This is a genomic window from Paenibacillus algicola (assembly GCF_005577435.1).
In the GTDB taxonomy this organism is placed as follows: domain Bacteria; phylum Bacillota; class Bacilli; order Paenibacillales; family Paenibacillaceae; genus Paenibacillus_AQ; species Paenibacillus_AQ algicola.
In genome coordinates this window covers 1,531,312-1,549,160 of the sequence record NZ_CP040396.1, presented here as the reverse complement: position 1 = coordinate 1,549,160, position 17,849 = coordinate 1,531,312, and the positions used below count along the sequence as shown (strand labels likewise).

The 17,849-nt window shown below is 50.5% G+C and carries 18 protein-coding genes and 1 pseudogene; 7 read left to right on the top strand and 12 right to left on the bottom strand.

The genetic code is table 11. The annotated features are described in order from the left end of the window. Nucleotides 1-5: 5 nt before the first annotated feature. The 3 genes and pseudogenes from E6C60_RS06880 to E6C60_RS06870 form a co-directional block, all read right to left on the bottom strand. Entirely contained in the window at nt 6-914 is a 909-nt protein-coding gene (locus E6C60_RS06880) for a hypothetical protein (protein WP_138225179.1), read from the bottom strand. A gap of 154 nt (nt 915-1,068) precedes the next feature. Beyond that, nucleotides 1,069-1,443, bottom strand: a pseudogene (locus tag E6C60_RS06875) (sigma-70 family RNA polymerase sigma factor); the annotation flags it as partial. A gap of 26 nt (nt 1,444-1,469) precedes the next feature. Then, nucleotides 1,470-1,874 carry a hypothetical protein gene (locus E6C60_RS06870; protein WP_138225178.1) on the bottom strand — a complete coding sequence of 135 codons (405 nt, stop codon included), beginning with the start codon at nt 1,872-1,874 and terminating at the stop codon, nt 1,470-1,472. Between the two features lie 151 nt (nt 1,875-2,025). On the opposite strand from E6C60_RS06870, the gene E6C60_RS06865 reads away from it, so the two are divergent. Beyond that, nucleotides 2,026-2,655, top strand: a complete 630-nt coding sequence (locus E6C60_RS06865; protein ID WP_138225177.1) for a hypothetical protein — start codon at nt 2,026-2,028, stop codon at nt 2,653-2,655. A 338-nt stretch (nt 2,656-2,993) separates the two neighbouring features. Continuing rightward, a complete protein-coding gene (locus E6C60_RS06860; protein ID WP_138225176.1) occupies nt 2,994-3,749 on the top strand; it encodes a hypothetical protein in 756 nt (251 codons plus the stop codon). Between the two features lie 91 nt (nt 3,750-3,840). Here E6C60_RS06860 and E6C60_RS06855 read toward each other — a convergent pair whose 3' ends face one another. From E6C60_RS06855 to sigK, 3 genes are all read right to left on the bottom strand, one after another. Further along, nucleotides 3,841-4,080 carry a hypothetical protein gene (locus E6C60_RS06855; protein WP_217496390.1) on the bottom strand — a complete coding sequence of 80 codons (240 nt, stop codon included), beginning with the start codon at nt 4,078-4,080 and terminating at the stop codon, nt 3,841-3,843. Between the two features lie 369 nt (nt 4,081-4,449). Continuing rightward, entirely contained in the window at nt 4,450-4,671 is a 222-nt protein-coding gene (locus E6C60_RS06850) for a hypothetical protein (protein WP_138225174.1), read from the bottom strand. A 498-nt stretch (nt 4,672-5,169) separates the two neighbouring features. Further along, the gene (gene sigK, locus E6C60_RS06845) at nt 5,170-5,871 is read right to left on the bottom strand and encodes an RNA polymerase sporulation sigma factor SigK (protein ID WP_138225173.1); all 702 of its coding nucleotides are present in this window, start codon (nt 5,869-5,871) and stop codon (nt 5,170-5,172) included. A gap of 279 nt (nt 5,872-6,150) precedes the next feature. On the opposite strand from sigK, the gene E6C60_RS06840 reads away from it, so the two are divergent. Beyond that, entirely contained in the window at nt 6,151-6,681 is a 531-nt protein-coding gene (locus E6C60_RS06840; protein WP_138225172.1) for a type 1 glutamine amidotransferase domain-containing protein, read from the top strand. Nucleotides 6,682-6,794: 113 nt separating this feature from the next. Here the strand turns inward: E6C60_RS06840 and E6C60_RS06835 are convergent, their stop codons facing one another. Next, a complete protein-coding gene (locus E6C60_RS06835) occupies nt 6,795-7,583 on the bottom strand; it encodes an alpha/beta hydrolase (RefSeq protein ID WP_138225171.1) in 789 nt (262 codons plus the stop codon). 308 nt (nt 7,584-7,891) lie between these two features. Here E6C60_RS06835 and E6C60_RS06830 point away from each other — a divergent pair, with 308 nt between their 5' ends. Beyond that, nucleotides 7,892-8,110 (top strand): hypothetical protein, encoded by a 219-nt coding sequence (locus E6C60_RS06830; protein ID WP_138225170.1) that lies wholly within the window; start codon nt 7,892-7,894, stop codon nt 8,108-8,110. 53 nt (nt 8,111-8,163) lie between these two features. Here the strand turns inward: E6C60_RS06830 and E6C60_RS06825 are convergent, their stop codons facing one another. The 5 genes from E6C60_RS06825 to araA form a co-directional block, all read right to left on the bottom strand. Further along, the gene (locus E6C60_RS06825) at nt 8,164-9,867 is read right to left on the bottom strand and encodes a glycoside hydrolase family 13 protein (protein WP_138225169.1); all 1,704 of its coding nucleotides are present in this window, start codon (nt 9,865-9,867) and stop codon (nt 8,164-8,166) included. A 70-nt stretch (nt 9,868-9,937) separates the two neighbouring features. Next, nucleotides 9,938-11,629 (bottom strand): ribulokinase, encoded by a 1,692-nt coding sequence (locus tag E6C60_RS06820; protein WP_138225168.1) that lies wholly within the window; start codon nt 11,627-11,629, stop codon nt 9,938-9,940. 28 nt (nt 11,630-11,657) lie between these two features. Continuing rightward, the gene (araD, locus tag E6C60_RS06815) at nt 11,658-12,350 is read right to left on the bottom strand and encodes an L-ribulose-5-phosphate 4-epimerase (RefSeq protein WP_138225167.1); all 693 of its coding nucleotides are present in this window, start codon (nt 12,348-12,350) and stop codon (nt 11,658-11,660) included. A 55-nt stretch (nt 12,351-12,405) separates the two neighbouring features. Continuing rightward, a complete protein-coding gene (locus E6C60_RS06810; protein ID WP_175415234.1) occupies nt 12,406-13,506 on the bottom strand; it encodes a GntR family transcriptional regulator in 1,101 nt (366 codons plus the stop codon). Nucleotides 13,507-13,607: 101 nt separating this feature from the next. Then, entirely contained in the window at nt 13,608-15,095 is a 1,488-nt protein-coding gene (gene araA, locus E6C60_RS06805; RefSeq protein WP_138225166.1) for an L-arabinose isomerase, read from the bottom strand. A gap of 247 nt (nt 15,096-15,342) precedes the next feature. On the opposite strand from araA, the gene kduI reads away from it, so the two are divergent. Genes kduI through kduD form a run of 3 tightly spaced genes read left to right on the top strand, consistent with a single transcriptional unit; the run spans nt 15,343 to nt 17,785 of the window. Next, nucleotides 15,343-16,176, top strand: a complete 834-nt coding sequence (gene kduI, locus E6C60_RS06800; protein ID WP_138225165.1) for a 5-dehydro-4-deoxy-D-glucuronate isomerase — start codon at nt 15,343-15,345, stop codon at nt 16,174-16,176. Between the two features lie 40 nt (nt 16,177-16,216). Then, nucleotides 16,217-16,978 (top strand): DeoR/GlpR family DNA-binding transcription regulator, encoded by a 762-nt coding sequence (locus E6C60_RS06795; RefSeq protein WP_138227670.1) that lies wholly within the window; start codon nt 16,217-16,219, stop codon nt 16,976-16,978. A gap of 54 nt (nt 16,979-17,032) precedes the next feature. Further along, on the top strand, nt 17,033-17,785 hold the full coding sequence (kduD, locus tag E6C60_RS06790) for a 2-dehydro-3-deoxy-D-gluconate 5-dehydrogenase KduD (RefSeq protein WP_138225164.1): 753 nt from the start codon (nt 17,033-17,035) through the stop codon (nt 17,783-17,785). Nucleotides 17,786-17,849 lie beyond the last annotated feature (64 nt).

Sequence of the window (17,849 nt, the reverse complement as noted above, 5' to 3'; positions counted from 1 at the left end):
ATCCATCAGCTAACCTGAACAAGATTTCGTTCATCAAACTGATTCAGGACTGACTTCGCGTTTCGAGTTGTTCCTTCCGTGATGTTGTGGTTGTCGTCGTAGGTATATGTTTCGGTACCCAGCACCGAGTCCTGCTTGGACAATCGGCGGCCCAGTTCATCATAGCTATAGGCTATATTGGAGAGGTCCGGAAACACCTTGGATGTCAGGCTGCCCAGCTTGTTATATTGATATGTGGTCTGAAGCTGCTGCTCATCAACGGATTGGGTCACATTTTGCAGACGGTGCAGTCCGTTTGCAGTAAAGCTGGTTACGCTTCCGTTTCCATCGGTGGTTTGGGTAGCAAACGGATCGCCGTTCACTTCATACGCTGTATCATGGCTAATGGTACTTCCGGTAATGCCATCCTCCCGCTTCGTTTCTGTTACCCGTCCGATGGCGTCGGTTGTCGTCGTGATTTTCTCACCGTAGTCTGTGGTGGTAGTTGCTTGTCCCATCATAGCATTATAAGCAAACCCCAGTACTCTTCCTTCGGCTGACGTCTCGGATTTCAGGTCTCCATTGGCATGATATTCATAATAGGTTTTGTGTCCTTCGCCATCCTGGGTGTAATCCAGCTCGCCAAGGTCATTGTAATGATTGGTTTCTATAGGATAGAAGCCGTCTTCTTGCTGAAGCTGAATCTGATACGGCCTGCCTATTGCGTCATAGATCTGCTTCGTCTGACGTCCTTCCTCATCACTATGCTGCATAATCATCTGATCAATCGTATCGTACGTATAGCTGTAAGTACTGGAGCTTGAAGCTGCTTCATTCTGTAATCTTGGATGTGTAATTTTAGTCAAACGGCCTACAGGATCATACTCATAGCTTTGACCCGCATCTTCTGGTGCTCCCTCCGCATTTTTTTCCAATGCTCGGGAATAACCCTGTCCCTAGAGTTTTTTCAAAGCATCTATTGATCCATTCTAAACGGCCCCCCCACCCCCGTTAAATGCCTGAACACAAAAAAGCAGAGGTTTCCCTCTGCTTCACGTTGGCACAGCCGACTCTAAATTCCATACTCCATCATCGCTTCGCCTTATAAAACTCATGATACAGCTTCATGAGCGCCCGCTTCTCAATCCGCGAAACATAGCTCCGCGAGATCCCCAGCTCCTTCGCAATCTCCCGCTGAGTGCGCTCCTCTCCGCCATGCTCCAATCCAAATCGCCCAATGACCACTTCCTTCTCCCGGTCGTCCAGGATATCGAGGTTGCGGTAAATTTTGCTTTTCTCGATCTTTAACTGCACTTTATCCACGATATCGTCCGCTTCGGTTCCTAGAATATCGATCAACGTGATTTCATTGCCTTCTTTATCTGTGCCGATCGGATCGTGCAGGGATACGTCCTTACGCGTTTTTTTCAAGCTACGAAGATGCATAAGTATTTCAATTCTAATGTCAAAAGGGGTGCTGGTCAAGAGGCTTATCCACGCTGGATAAGCGCCCTTTCGAGTTCTACAAATTCGCCTTCCGATAACGAAAAGAAGCTCAATCCTTCATATGTCGTAAAGCGCGGTATTATCTTTTGTACTTCTTTCTTGGACAGTCCAACTTTAGACCTGAAAGTTTCTTTAATTGGAAGGCATATCGGAAAACGTCCCCGTGGATTATACAATCGTTTACCTTCGTCCCAGGTTCCGGTCACTTGGTTTACTGCAACGATAGCTTGGTATTCTGTTACATAGATAAACATTTTTGCGTTCAATGGGATGTCGTATTTCGTATCGTAATCAGCGGGAAATCCAACGCGACGGTCAGCAAGATCGTCTTCCATATAACCCGGCCACACCAACTTAATTCCAAACATACCGTCTTGTTTTTTCACCATACAAGCACCCCTTATATTAGATTTACCACCCATTTAATACTAAATCATTTTTACCGTTTTTTCAACAGTATTTTCACTGATAAATTTCCTTGATTTAATTTTTACAGGATAGTAAAATGAATTTATCAAATTAACCGGAGGGTGATTTCAGTTGAATAATTACGAATCTGTACTCTTGGAAGTGCTTGGTCGCGTTCAAAAGCTCGAAAGTCGCGTTGAATTTTTAGAACGGAACCAAGCCATCCAAGTACCCGTTGCTCCTTCAAACGCAACTAATGCAGAGGAACAAGAGGACGAGCAGGACGAAGAAAACCGTATTACACGCTCGGCAGCTCGGCAATTTGTAATGGATAAAGTGAACAAGACTTACGGGTTCCTTGAAGCGATCAAAGGAAATCGAGCGGCTGGCGCAGACATTATCATTAAAGGTAAATCTGGAAATGTTCAAGACAAGAACCTGAAAGCAAAGTTTTATTACAGTAAGAGCCACTTGGACTTCCCTTCGGGTTGGCACACCGTAAAGGACGGCGATTTGAAACGTGACGACATTGACCTGCATATCTTCGTAGTCATGTTCAACACCGAATATCACACGTTCATGTTCACGCAAGACCACCTTCGCCAATTCGTGGAGCATAAGCGTCTCGGCAGCCACAACCAATATTACTTCTACTTCCATGTACTGCCCAATAAGATTACCGAAGAACGCGACGGTGAACGTGACGTTTCCGCAAACTATGAGCAATGGATCATCTTCGGTGAAATTATCAAAAATAAGTAATTACAGAAGCTATGGATTAACTACTGCGGTTTTCATCGTAATTGGGGAGTCAACAACAGACACTAGTCGCAATTCGTTTCCACTTGCTATAATTTCATTGGTTAAAAGAAGAAAGCGGTAACTTCCTTCCCCATTTTACCTAACGTTTCTGGCGTCCCTTTTAGGGGGATGGCGTCCTAGTGATGAGGCGTATTTTTTATAGGCTTAATACCATTGAACTAACTTGCAGGATAGTTTTTCAACATCGATGAAGAATATGTGGGGTCGACTGACTAATTCATACACTGAGAGAGTCATGAACTACTGGTGGATTACAAAATTAACGATGGAGGAAACATATGCGATTAAACAAGTTGGAAGTAATGCAGGATAAGCAGGTTTACTATTTCGTTAAGTTTACTAAACCAGAGTTCGTTCAAGACCTATTAGACGGTAATCTATATATGCAACCGTTGAAAAACTTCATCGAACAAGAGGAACGCGAACAGGTACGTGGACAAGGTGATAGACTAGAAGGGGCAGCAGTGGGTCAAGTGGAAAACCTAAGTATTGTTGATAACCGTACTGGTGAAGTTGTAGCGGAGTTAGGCAAGAAAGATATTATTCTTCGCCATCCTGATGCTGGGTACATTCCGGTGTTCTGCTTTACAGCTTTCACGAAAGATGATTTTGAAATTGTCCAAGCGGACGAGGAATATGCTTACGTAAAACTAAGCCTTCCCGAAGAAGACAAGCAGAAGATTATCGAAAATTTCGGGAAAAGCGCCGTCATCCTGCCGAACGATTTTCCTCATCTTGTGGCTGCAACAATTCAAGATGAACATTATGGTCAAATAACAGCCGTTCGATACGTTGATTATTCTGCCGGGATTATGTACCAAGAACAACTTGAACAATTTATAGATGGCCACATTGGTTTGGCATTTTGGAAGGATGTATTTTTTAAGTTTCAAAGGGAGTTTCGACTTGCCTTTTCCACTATGCCGACCGATAAAGCGAAAAAGTATGCAATTGGAGATGTTCTGAAAGACAGTCAAGTTCTTGATATAAACAATTTTTTTGACGAAGCTATTCACCGAATGCCACTGAAATAGAAAGCGCAGTTTGGTTCATTCCGCTAAAGTGAAACGATAGTTCGATTGCCGCTTTTTCAAGAGACGGGTTATAGTGACCTAATATCATCATTTAACACAACACAGCCTTTCCATAATTAGAATACGACCCGCCAATCATCGGCGGGTTAGTTGCGTTCTTTCTGCTATTGTGGAATTTCACGACGTTGCCGCCCATAACTTCATTCTTTAACGATTCCAGTTCCGCATCAAGTTCAGCGTCAAACAGCTTTTCAAGCGGTTCGGAAACATTGTGAACCTTCTGAACAACTTCTGATTTATTGACGTTGATTCCCTGCATAACAAGATACATTTCAATGGCTTTATGGTCGCCGCGCTTGGCCTTCTTCGCAAGTGCGCCTAGAACATCGGGTAAGTTTTCGGATTGGATTTCAAGCGCCCGTTCCCGTACTGCAAATTAAACTTGTCGCTTGTCGCGGATTCTTCGCAAGTGTCTTTCCGAGATTCCCCGCTTATTAGCGATTTCGCGGTAAGATTGTTGCGGTGACTTACGTGCAAGCAGCTCGACCACCCTGATTTCCGTTACATGTAGACCTTTCATATATGGGCGCGGGTCGATTTATTCGGCTGCTAGTTGGTTGTTCTTTCTCACATCTTTATTCATCTTTTATCTCCCCTGACTCGTTGCATTTGACGATGCGTATTTACTTTCTCGAGCGCGTTACCCGTTCTTATAACGCCTTTCAAACGCTTCGATTTCTCGGTTTACCTTTTCCAGTTCAAGTTCTAATAAACGAATTTCCTTGGCAGTTCGTTCGCGTTCTTTGGGCGTCATTGCTTCCAGCTTCACAACGGATTCACGACGTAGTTTTTCCTGACGGATTGCTCGCATTTTAGCTGCTTCTTCTGACGATTCGAAAGCGTTTCTTTCCACGTAATTCATAGCCAAGTATATTTCGAATCCATAAAGAGCAACGCTGATTTCACTTAAAAGAGGGTCGATGTCTTCACTTCAATACGAATCCGTCGAGATTTTCTTTTCTCCAATTCAAATACTGCTGCTTCTCGTCTTCCTTCTCAAAACTAATAATCGCCATAAATAGCGCCCCTTCCGTAACTAGGCTGTTTATTTAGCGCAGGATTTCAGTTTGTTCTCGTTAATGACCTTCCAAACGTAATTCGTGTACGTTTTCAACTCTCGGGCTATTTCCACCTGTTTCATACCCATACTATGTAAGCGTAAAATCTGTTCCTTCTTCGTCATCTTCTCGTAAAGCATCTTAATCCCTCCACTTGAACGTCCTATCATGATTATAATACGAATTGGAATATTGCGTAAGTAAACGCCCCCCCCCCCCCCCCGTTAAATGCCTGAACACAAAAAAGCAGAGGTTTCCCTCTGCTTCACGTTGGCACAGCCGACTCTAAATTCCATACTCCATCATCGCTTCGCCTTATAAAACTCATGATACAGCTTCATGAGCGCCCGCTTCTCAATCCGCGAAACATAGCTCCGCGAAATCCCCAACTCCTTCGCAATCTCTCGCTGGGTGCGCTCCTCTCCGCCATGCTCCAATCCAAATCGCCCAATGACCACTTCCTTCTCCCGGTCGTCCAGGATATCGAGGTTGCGGTAAATTTTGCTTTTCTCGATCTTTAACTGCACTTTATCCACGATATCGTCCGCTTCGGTTCCTAGAATATCGATCAACGTGATTTCATTGCCTTCTTTATCTGTGCCGATCGGATCATGCAGGGATACGTCCTTACGCGTTTTTTTCAAGCTACGAAGATGCATAAGTATTTCATTCTCAATACAACGAGCGGCGAATGTTGCAAGCTTCGTTCCCTTGCCCGTTCGGAAGCTTTCGATCGCTTTGATTAGGCCGATGGTGCCGATGGAGATCAGGTCTTCCAGGTCTTCGCCGGTGTTGTCAAATTTCTTCACAATATGAGCCACCAACCGAAGGTTGTGCTCAATCAGCTTATTACGCGAAGCTGCGTCACCTTCAGCCATTAGCTGTAGATGCTTCGCTTCCTCTTCTTCGGTCAGGGGCTGGGGAAACGCGTTGTTTTTCACATACGACACTAACAGGCTTAGCTCTTTGATGAACAGTGCAATAGCGGTAAACAGTCCAGGCACAGGGGACACCTCCTGAAGAATACAATGCAACCGGCCTCTTGCCGCGCTCGGTTTCCAGTCTGTTCATTGTATGTGGGCAGGAGCCCAGTCGTGCCTGTACGTGAAAAAGTTCCTATTCTTACGGCACTGCATCACGCCTGCTGAGCCGTGCAGCAACGGTTTTTCCTCAGCGGATGGGCCGCTCTTGCTTGAATCTCCTTCCCAGCGGGTAAAAAAAGCATGTACGCGCCTTTCTTGGTGCACACTGTACAGTATGATTTCAGGAAGGAGTGACCGATCATGACTGAAGCAAAGAAGATTGCATTTTTGCTGGCTAACGATTTTGAAGACTCGGAAATGAAAAACCCATATGAGGCTATGATCAAAAATGGCCACGATAACGTAATTATCAGCTTGAAGGAAAATGAGGAGCTAACAGGCAAGCAGGGCTCGGTATCCTACCAATCCCACCTGGCTGTTAAAGACGCGCAGGCATCCGATTATGCTGCGGTCATTATTCCGGGCGGTAAATCTCCATCCCATCTGATGGACGACAAGGATATTCAAGCCTTTGTTCAGGAGGCGGATCAGAAAGGGCTGACGATCTCGGCCATCTGCCATGGTCCGCAGATCCTGGCGGCAGCCGGCCTGCTGAAAGGCCGTACGCTGACGTCCTATCCCGGTATTCAGGACGAAGTTCGCGAAGCCGGCGGTCAATTCGTGGATCAAGAAGTGGTAACGGACGGTAATTTGATTACGTCCCGTACTCCGGAGGACGAGCCAGCCTTTATTCAAGCTACCCTGGATGCTTTGGGCTCAAACGCTTGGTAAAGTCTGCCACAGTACGTAATATTGTAATCACAAACGCCGGAGGACGAGGTTCATCGTCTATCCGGCGTTTGTGATGTTTCTTCATCCTTACAGGTGAAATTCAGCTCACAAGTCTAAAGAACCTCAATTCTTCGCAGCCACTCCGCACATAAGCCGGTCCACTGCGCAACCTGCGGGTCCTCCTCGGACAGTCCGAGTCCATGACGACCATGAGGAAACACATGGAGCTCAAACGGAATCTGCTGAGCAGAGAGAGCGCTTGCATACATGAGACTATTTTCCACCGGAACAGCAGCGTCATCAGCAGTATGCCACAAAAAGGTTGGAGGTACGTTTGAAGTTACCTGCAGCTCGCCCGACATTTTACGAATCATCTCTTCCGATGGCTGCTCCCCGAGCAGATTGGTGACCGAGCCTTCATGCCGATGCTGTGTGAAGGAGATCACGGGATAGCACAGCACGGCGAAGTCCGGTCGAGCGCTCACGCGGTCAACCGGGTCTTCTGCATCCGGCTGTCCTTCTTCTGCCTGAATACATACGGTAGCAGCCAGATGCCCGCCTGCCGAAAAGCCTAGTACGCCAATCCGGGCCGGATCAATGTTCCATTCTGCAGCGCGGTGCCGGATCTGCTTGACGGCATGCATACCGTCCATCTGCGGATACGGATATCTGGTCGGCTTCACGCGGTAGTGAACCACAAAAGCAGATAAGCCCAGGCTGTTCAGCCACTCCGCGATGGGGTCCCCCTCATGCTCGGCCCGGCGGAAGTAACCGCCTCCAGGAAACACCACGACAGCAGCATGGGGTGAAGCGGACTCCACGACATGTGGAACAATATATGGCTCGAATGAACCCTCTTCCTCCAGCTCAATCCCCGGAATATTTTTTTCCCACAATTTCATTCTTGATTCCCTTCCTTCTCTCTTGATGTATAGCATGAACGAACAGGCGCTATGGCAAGCCTTTGACATGATCTTCGCTGATTATAGATCATTCGTCAACCCGCAATTGTGCAAAATACAGCGGATCGGCTGCTCTTGGCACCTCTCCTTGTTCGGATGCTGATTCAGGAATCCCGTTACGGTTTATTCGTTACTTATACCACAAAAAGCACAGCCCCATCTGATATTAGGCATCTCCAAAGCCCACTATACATGCTTGACGTTTCAACGGGCAATCCTAGATAGGCCAAGAAGAAAGGATGAGTGACATGGCTAACAAAAATCCCGATTATGACGGCCGCTTTCCTGGAGTAGATCCCATTCCGGAGCCGGACCGCCCTGACCACGGAGCTACAGATATGATTGACGATGTCATCGGCGGCATTCTCGAGAATAAAGACAAGGAAGAGATGAAGCGAGAGAACAGTCACGGCAATGAAACAGTGGATCGCAGACCGGGACATTTACCGGACGAGGACGAAGCCTAAAGAAGGATGACCGAGATGGTTTAGCCACTCTCGGTCATCCTTTTTCACATGTTCTAGCGGAACGCGCGAGTCTCCCCCTCAACAATTACAGCCTCAAACGGCTTCAGCTTGAGGAGCCCTCGTTCCTCCACTGCCGGCAGTCCTTCATAGTTTCCCAGCACCGCCACAGCTTGACCGGAATCTCTCTTCCACCCTTCAGGCCAACGTGTCGTAACCTCGTGATCTGCAAAGTTCAGCAGCACCAGCCATGTTTTTTCCTTATACGTTCGCGTGTAGCACATGATATGCTCCTCATCTTCCAGCAGCATATTGAAATTTCCGTAGGCCAGCACGGGCTGCTCCTTGCGCAAGGCAATTAGCCGGCGATAGTAATGGAACAGAGAATCCGGGCGTTTCATGCTCTCCTCACTGTTAATATCTTTGTAATTGTCATTCACCGGGATCCAGGGCGTACCGCTCGTAAACCCGGCCTGCGCTTCAGCACTCCACTGCATCGGCGTACGGGCGCTGTCCCGGCTGCGGGCCTGAATCATGTCCAGGACCTCTTGCTCTGAAGCCCCCTCCTCCTCCACCATCCTCTTGTAGAAGCCAAGGGTATTCTTATCCCGATAATCCTGAATGGAGGAGAATTTCACATTGGTCATGCCCAGCTCTTCCCCTTGATACATAAAGGGAGTTCCGGGTATAGTATGCAAAAAAGTCGCCAGCATCTTGCCCGACAGCTCCCGCAGCTCCCCATCTGCGCCATAGCGCGGAAGCATCCGCGGGTGATCGTGGTTGCTCAGATACGTGCCATACCACCCTTTTCCAAACACCTCTTTGGACCACCGGTTGACAATATCCTTCAGCTCCTGAAGCCTCCAGCTCCGCACCTTCCACGGGTTTCCGCGCTCCACATCCATGCCGATCATCTCCATCAGCAGCACCATGCTAAGCTCTTTCCGTTCTGGAGCGGAGTAGCGCACCGCTTCCTCCATAGAAATGCTCGGCGCCTCACCCACGGTTACGATGTTCTCATAGCGGGAGAATACCTCTGTATGCAGCTCCTGCAAATAATCGTGGACCTTTGGTCCATTCTTGAAATAGCGCTGACCTCGCGGATGGGGATCCTCCGCCGGAGCATCGGGAAATCCAGGTTCTTTAGACAAAATATTGATCGCATCCAGCCGGAAGCCGTCAATTCCCTTGTCCAGCCAATACCTGATCATTTCATACATCTCATGCCGCATGGGAGCATGCTCCCAGTTCAGATCCGGCTGAGTCACATCGAAAATTCGCAAATAATACTGGCCGGTCTGCTCATCCAGCTTCCATGCTGACTCCTCGGAAAATGACATCCAGTTATTCGGCTCGGCCCCGGCCACTCCATCTTTCCAGATGTAATAGCTGCGTCGCGGATGCTCCCGGCTGGAAGAGGCCTGCTGAAACCAGGCATGCTGATCCGAGGTATGATTTATAACGAGGTCCATAAACAGCTTCATCCCCCGGGCATGCACCTCTCGCAGCAGCTCCTCGAAATCCTCCATTGTACCAAACGGCTCATTGATTTCATAATAATCACTGACGTCGTAGCCGTAATCCTCCATCGGCGACTTGCAGACAGGACCCAGCCACAGCATCGTAACGCCGAGACCCTGTAAATAATCCAGCTTTTCCAGAATACCGCGCAGATCGCCGTGCCCATCCCCGTCCGAATCCTTGAAGCTGATGGGATAAATCTGATAGACCACTCCTTCTTTCCAAAAAGCCCGCTCCATCAAAGACGCACCTCCGAATAGATTGTGTTATCTATCCTTAACCATTTCTCGGCTGCGTCAGACGTGCATTCTACATGGAAAGGGCGCTTCTTGCCGAAGCCTCTGCTTTCAGCTTTTTCAATGTTTTCATCACGGGGTTGCCGCCGCGGCCAAAGTAGTCGTGGAGTTTGCTGTATTCCTGATACAGCTGCTCATAAGCGGCCGCATGCTCCGGAATCGGCCTGTAGGTTTCTTCCTTCACTCGCGCCATGCTGACAGCAGCTTCTGTGATGGTAGCATACCCGCCGTTTGCAGCTCCTGCAGCCACAGCGGCGAACATCGCCGCGCCCAGCGCCGGTGTTTGCTTAGAGTCCGCAATGAAAATTTCACGCTGCGTCACGTCCGCATAAATCTGCATCAGCAGGCGGTTCTTCTGAGGAAGCCCGCCGCAGGCATACAGGGCATCCACGGGTACCCCGCCATGGTTAAAAGCATCGACGATCTTTCGCGTGCCAAAGGCGGTTGCCTCCAGCAAAGCCCGGTATATTTCCTCTGGCTTGGTCTGCAGCGTCAAGCCGAGCAGGAGGCCGGTAAGGTCTGTATCCACGAGCACGGATCGGTTACCGTTCCACCAATCCAGTGCCAGCAGTCCACTTTGACCCGGAGACAATCTGGAGGCTTCACGCTCCAGCCACGCATGCACGCTTAGGCCTTCTTCAGCAGCTGCAGCCTTCACCTCACCCGAAAGACACTCCTCCACAAACCATTCAAAAATATCTCCAACAGCCGACTGCCCTGCCTCATATCCGTACAATCCGGGTATGATGCCATCTTCAACGACTCCGCACATGCCCTCAATATGCTTTTCGTCACGGCCCAGCAGCATATGGCAGATCGAGGTTCCCATCGCCATAACCAGCTTGCCCGGCGTGACGACACCGACCGCCGGAACCGCAGCATGTGCATCCACGTTGCCGGAAGCGACGGCAATGCCTTCGTGCAGCCCCATCATGTCTGCCATCTCTTGAGACAGCCCTCCGGTCCTTGCTCCGAGCGGTACTACTTCTCCACGAAGCTTCGTATCCATCAGGTTCTCAAGGCGCGGATCCAGCGCTCTGAAGAAGGCTTTGTCCGGGTACCCCTCCTGCTTGTGCCAGATGGCTTTGTACCCGGCGGTACAGCTGTTGCGGACCATGTTCCCCGTCATTCGGGCAACCACCCAGTCCGTCGCCTCTAAGAATAAGTCCGCTGATTCATAAATGTCCGGCGCTTCATTCAGAATTTGCCATGCCTTGGCAATCATCCATTCCGACGATATTTTTCCGCCATATCGAGGAAGGAAATCCTCCGTGCGCTCCATGGCTATCCGGTTAATTGCGTCTGCCTCCGGCTGTGCCGCATGATGCTTCCACAGCTTGACCCAGCTGTGCGGCTGGTGGGCATATTCATTTTTGAAGCACAGCGGCGTTAAGTCTGCATCGACGGGCAGCATAGTGCACGCCGTAAAATCAATTCCGATCCCGATCACGAGCTCTGGATCAACACCAGACTCCTGCATGACAGCCGGTACGGAGCGCCGAAGCACCTCCAGGTAATCATCCGGGTGCTGTAATGCCCAGTCATGCTCTAATGCAACCTTGGAGCCGGGCAGTGACTCGTCAATGACATGGTGAGGGTATGGCGTAACATGGTCACACACCTCTCTCCCGCTCGACAGCTCCACCAGAACGGCACGGCCGGACTGGGTTCCGTAATCTACGCCAATCGTATATTTTGTACTCATAGATGTCCCTCCCGCTATAATAGAATGTTTAACTCCCCTGTCCATAGTACGCGTTAATCCCGTGTTTACGGAGATAATGGCGATCCAGCAGCTGCTGTGCCATCGGTGCAGCCCCCGGATTCAGCTGAAGCATAGCCGCTGCCATCTTGGCACATTCCTCCAGCACCACCGCATGATGCACCGCATCCAGCGCATCCTTTCCCCATACAAAGGGCGCATGGGCATGCACCAGAACCCCAGGAACAACGGCAGGATCCAGCTGCTGAAAGGTTTCCACGATGACATTTCCGGTTTCCAGCTCATAGTCTCCATCAATTTCTGCCTGCGTCATGGGACGAGTTACCGGAATTTCGCCGTAAAAATAATCCGCATGGGTCGTACCATATGCCGGCAGGGGACGTCCTGCCTGGGCCCAGCTGGTCGCCCCTGGTGAATGCGTATGCACGACTCCGCCAATGTCTGTAAACTCACGGTACAGCACCCTATGGGTAGGTGTATCCGAGGAAGGCTTCAGCTCTCCCTCCACAACCTGTCCCTCCAGGTTTACCACGACCATGTCCGACGCCTTCAGCTGATCATAAGGCACGCCGCTGGGCTTGATTACAAACAGGCCGCTGTCCCGGTCGATTCCGCTGACATTCCCCCATGTAAATGTAACCAGTCCATGCCGAGGCAGCTCCAGATTCGCCTGGAGCACCTGCTCCTTTAGAGCTTCGAGCATGCTCATTCCACCTCTCTGACGTTTATATATCGCTTTCACGTTTATCCTGTAACTATCAGGTGCTCTCGACTGCTTGAACTGACGATCTCTCCACCAGCTGCGGCTCAAACACCATATCTTCACCTGCTGCGCCTTCTTCAATCATTGCAATGATCTGCCGCGCTGCCAGATCTCCCATTTCGCTCTTGGGATGAGTCAGTGTCGTCAGCTTCACACCGGTCGCCTCTGCAAGCGACGAATCATCAAAGCCGATCATGGAAATATCCTCAGGAACTCGGAGTCCACATGCCGCAACAGCCTGAATTAAACGCACAGCAAGCTCGTCGTTGTAGCATACGAACGCACTGGGCCGCCGGCTCTCATCAAGTGTCGTCAGCAGCCTGATTGCTTCCATATAGGGCTGCTGCTCCTTCTGCTCCGTACTGTAGGTGATGACCAGCTCCGGTGTAGCATGTACTCCCGCTTCACGGTGTGCCTTCAAGAAGCCCTTCAATCGGTTCACGCCCTGTCGGTCGTCTGTCTTGAAGAAGCCGGCCAGGCGGCGATGCCCCCGTTCCAGTAAATGACGGGCCGCCTTGTAGCCGCCCCGCTCATCATCCACTCTCAGGCATGGGCACTCCAGCTCCGGGTATTTCTCATTGATCATAAGAAACGGAATGCCCCTCTCCTGCAGCGACAAGAAATAGGCCAAATTGAGATTCCCTTCTGCACTCTTGGTCGGCTCAATAATGAGGCCGCTGAGCGGCTCCCCCGTCATCAGCGCCAGGCTCTCCATTTCCTTCGCTTTGTTGTTATCCGTGCTGGATAACAAGAGACGATACCCGTGATCCCGAAGCCGGGCTTCAGCCCCTCTTACAATATGCGGAAAAATATAATCCGAGATGTATGTCGTCACAATGCCTACGGCTTTGACCCGTTCTGAATACGCCCGATGAGGGTGGCGGGCAAAGGTTCCCTTGCCCTGGATTCTTTCCAGCCAGCCCTCCTTCTCCAGCTCACTGAAAGCCTGCCTGACGGTCTGCCGACTCATTTGAAATTGCTGTGATATTTCATGCTCTGACGGAAACTGGGTTCCCGGAAGCAGCTTTCCACTTTCGAGCCAGGATAAAAGCTCCTGCTTCAGCTGCATATATTTAGGTAATTTACGTTCGTTCAATGAATTCACCTCAGGGCTGCTTGATCTCTTTATCTATTGCTTTGGTCATTGTATCACAGCCCGGGGAACCAAAGGGATATGCGGATTCAAGCAAGCGTGTGTTAACGCAGACGATACGCGGCTTCACTGAAGCGAAGCTCGTTCTTGAACCGCGGAATCGAGGTGTGCTGATCAATCAAGACGGCTTCAATGCCAGCCATCTCAGCCCAGTCGGACAAATTTTCTGCCGTTACAGCATAGGACAAGACCGTGTGATGGGCTCCACCAGCCAGAATCCATGCTTCTGCGGATTCACGCAGAGACGGCTGCGGCTTCCAGAGTACACGGGCAACAGGAAGGCTCGGCATCTCCTGCTCCACCTTGACGCCGTCAACCTGGTTTACCAGCAGACGGAAGCGATGTCCCAAATCTACAAGGGATGCGTTGACCGCGCTTCCACTGCAGCCGTTAAAGACGAGACGAGCGGGCGCCTCCTTGCCGCCGATTCCCAGCGGATGCACTTGAATGGAAGGCTGTTCTGCAGCGATACTGGGGCAGACCTCCAGCATGTGTGCGCCCAGCACCAGATGATTGCCCGGTTCAAAATGGTACGTGTAATCCTCCATAAAGGAGGTCTGCTTGTTCCCCGCAAGCACCTTTAGTACCCGGGTCAGCGCCGCTGTCTTCCAATCCCCTTCGCCGCCAAAGCCGTAGCCGGCCTCCATCAGGCGCTGAACAGCCAATCCCGGCAGCTGCTTCAGCCCATGCAGATCCTCAAAGGTCGTTGTAAACGCCCCAAAGCCGCCCTCCTCCAAAAACTGCTTCAAGGCAATCTCGATGCGCGCCTGATAAGCGATGGAATCCCGGACAGGCCCCTGATTCAAGCCTGCAGCAGCAATGGAATACTGATCTTCATAGAGCTCCAGCAGCTCCTTGACCTCGGCATCGCTGACCTGGTTCATGATCTGGGCCAGATCTCCGATTCCATAGCCGTTAACCGACCAGCCCAGCTGAATCTGTGCCTGAACCTTGTCGCCGTCCGTAACCGCAACCTCCCGCATGTTGTCTCCAAAGCGGGCAACCTTCAGGCGGCGGCTTTCGCTATAGGCAGCAGCTGTTCTCATCCAGCCGGCAATGCTGCTTCGCACATCGGCATCTTCCCAATGACCGACCACGATCTTGCGCGCAATGCCGAGGCGGGCTCCGATATGACCATATTCACGGTCGCCATGAGCGGACTGATTCAGGTTCATGAAGTCCATGTCGATAGTATCCCACGGAATGTCGCGGTTAAATTGGGTGTGAAAGTGAAGCAGCGGCTTGTGCAGCTGGGACAAGCCTGCAATCCACATCTTTGCCGGTGAGAAGGTGTGCATCCACGTAATAATTCCGGCACAGCTGTCATCACTGTTGGCATCCAGCATCAAATTGTAAATCTCATCCGGGGTCTTAACGACCGGCTTGAATACCACGGGATACGTAAAGGACGGATCCCGATCCAGCTCTGCTGCAATGATGCGTGAGTGCTCTGCCGCCTGCTCCAGCGTTTCTGGCCCGTATAAATGCTGGCTTCCGGTTACGAACCAGAAGGAACGCGATTGTAATTTCATCCGTAACGCCTCCAATATCATTAGCGTAATTTTGAAGTTAACTTGTACATACATTTATGCAATATTGATGTTTTAATATAACTTGTACGTACAAGTTGTACCTTTATTCTAGCTACATTCATCCTCTCTGACAAGGAGTAAAATATATTACTTGGTGTAGACTTGCAATATGAACTCAAATGGAGTAATTTGTACATATATGAACCTGTTTGTTCATCATTAATTGATCATAAAGGAGAAATGAATCATGGAGAGACGTTTTGCTTCGCACCCGAATGAGGTTAAGCAATTTGATACTGACCGACTGCGCAAGGAGTTTCACATCCCTACCCTGTTTACACCCGATCAGCTAGAGCTTGTGCTGACCCATGAGGATCGCCTGATTATCGGCGGCGCTCACCCTGTACAAGGTGAAGTGAAGCTGGATACAGACATGAAGGAGCTGGGCGTGGAATACTTCCTGGAGCGCCGCGAGATTGGTATTATTAACGTAGGCGGCACCGGTACCGTTACGGCGGACGGAGAAGAATTCACACTGAACCACAAAGAATGCCTGTATATCGGTATGGGCACTAAAGACGTTATTTTTAAGAGCAGCGATGCTTCTCAGCCGGCCAAATTCTATCTGAACTCTGCTCCGGCGCATAAGGCATTCCCGGCAGCCAAGGCTACGCTGGAAGAAGCAGACTCCAGTGCACTGGGTGACATTAAGAACTCGAACGACCGCGTCATCTACCGCTTTATTCACCAGAAGGGCATCGACAGCGCTCAGCTCGTCATGGGCATGACCCTGCTGAAGGAAGGCAATATGTGGAACACAATGCCAGCCCATACTCACCCGCGCCGGATGGAAGCTTACATGTACTTCGACCTTCCAGAGGATGCAGCTGTTATCCACCTGATGGGACAGCCTTCCGAAACCCGTCACATCGTGATGCGCAACGAGCAGGCCGTTATTTCCCCGAGCTGGTCTATCCACAGCGGCGTAGGTACAAGCAACTATACATTTGTATGGGGAATGGCAGGAGACAACAAGCGTTATGACGATATGGACCCTGTATCCATGAAGGAATTAAGATAAGACCCCGGCGCAATTCATTAAGGAAGAGTGGATTATGTACATGAACCCGATTAGACGATATGAAAAAATTATGGAGCTGCTGCTCACCCGCAAGGAAATTACCGTCTCCGAGCTGAGCGATCAGCTGGAGGTTTCCGGGAAAACCGTTCGGGAGGACCTGACCCGTCTGGAAGAACAGGGCCTGCTGCTTCGCGTACATGGCGGAGCGGTCCTGGCCCAGAGCGACCAATTCGGCATCCTCCCGGCCAAAGAGCCGCTGACCAAGCATGGCGAGGAAAAGGCAGCCATTGCCGAGATGGCGCTGGCCCGGATTCAACAAGGCGACATTATCGCGCTGGACGGGGGAAGCACTACGCTGGCGATTGCCAAGCGGCTGCCCAATGAGCCGCTGACGGTCGTGACCAATGATGTTTACATTATCAGCGAGCTTGCCGCCAAGGATGCGATCCGCCTGGTCGTCCCTGGAGGCTACCGGGTGCGCAATATGCTGGCAGGCCCGGACTCTGCTGCATATATCAGCCAGCTTAATATCCAGAAGGCTTTCATATCGGCAACAGGTGTTCATCCCGAGCATGGCCTTACGATTTATACCGGCGATTTGATCGATTTCAAGCAAGCGCTGGTCAGTACGGCACAGGAGGTGTACGCGGTGGTGCATCACCAAAAGTTTGGACAGACGGCTCTGCGTACCTTTGCCCGCCTGAACGAAATTACCGCTGTGCTAACCGACCGGGAATTGCCTTCCGACATCGGACAGGTGTATGAGCAGGCTGGAGTCACGATTCTCAAGCCGAACGAATGAATAAGCACGTATTCCTGATTTCTACAGAATTATAACGAAGGAGAGCTGAAGCACGTGAGTGTATTTGATTTGAGCGGCAAAACCGCAATTGTTACCGGAGCAGCCCGCGGATTAGGCCAAGGGATCGCTGTTGCATTGGCAGAAGCGGGAGCAGATGTAGTCTGCGTATCCTACAATAGCAGCGAGAACACAATGAGCAGTATTCGCTCTTTAGGAAGAAGCACCTCCGGCATTGAAGTGGACCTCAGCGACCGCGACAAGCTGCAGGGAGCCTTCGATCAGGCGCTGGAGCTGACAGGACATGTAGATATTCTTGTGAACAACGCTGGTGTAATCCGCCGGACTCCGGCTAAGGATCACAGCATGCAGGACTTCCTGGATGTCATTGACCTGAACCTGAACTCTGCCTTTTTCCTGTCCCAGATTGCGGGACGCCATATGATTGAACGCGGCAGCGGCAAAATCATCAACATCTGCTCCATGCTCTCTTATCAGGGCGGCATCAATGTTCCTGGCTATACAGCGAGCAAGCATGGCATTGCTGGTATTACCAAGGCATTGGCGAACGAGTGGGCCTCCAGCGGCATCCAGGTTAACGGAATCGCTCCTGGTTATATCGAAACCGATAATACGGAGCAAATCCGCAATGATCCTGACCGTCTGCGCTCCATTACAGATCGCATTCCAGCGGGACGCTGGGGAACTCCGAAGGATATCGGGGCTCCAGCGGTCTTCCTGGCCTCTGCAGCAGCAGATTATGTCAACGGACATGTGCTGTGCGTTGACGGCGGATGGATGGCACGCTAGACGAAATCAATGACAAAGAGCAGCCCGGCCCTTGGAACTTTAATTCCAGGCCGGGCTGCTCTTT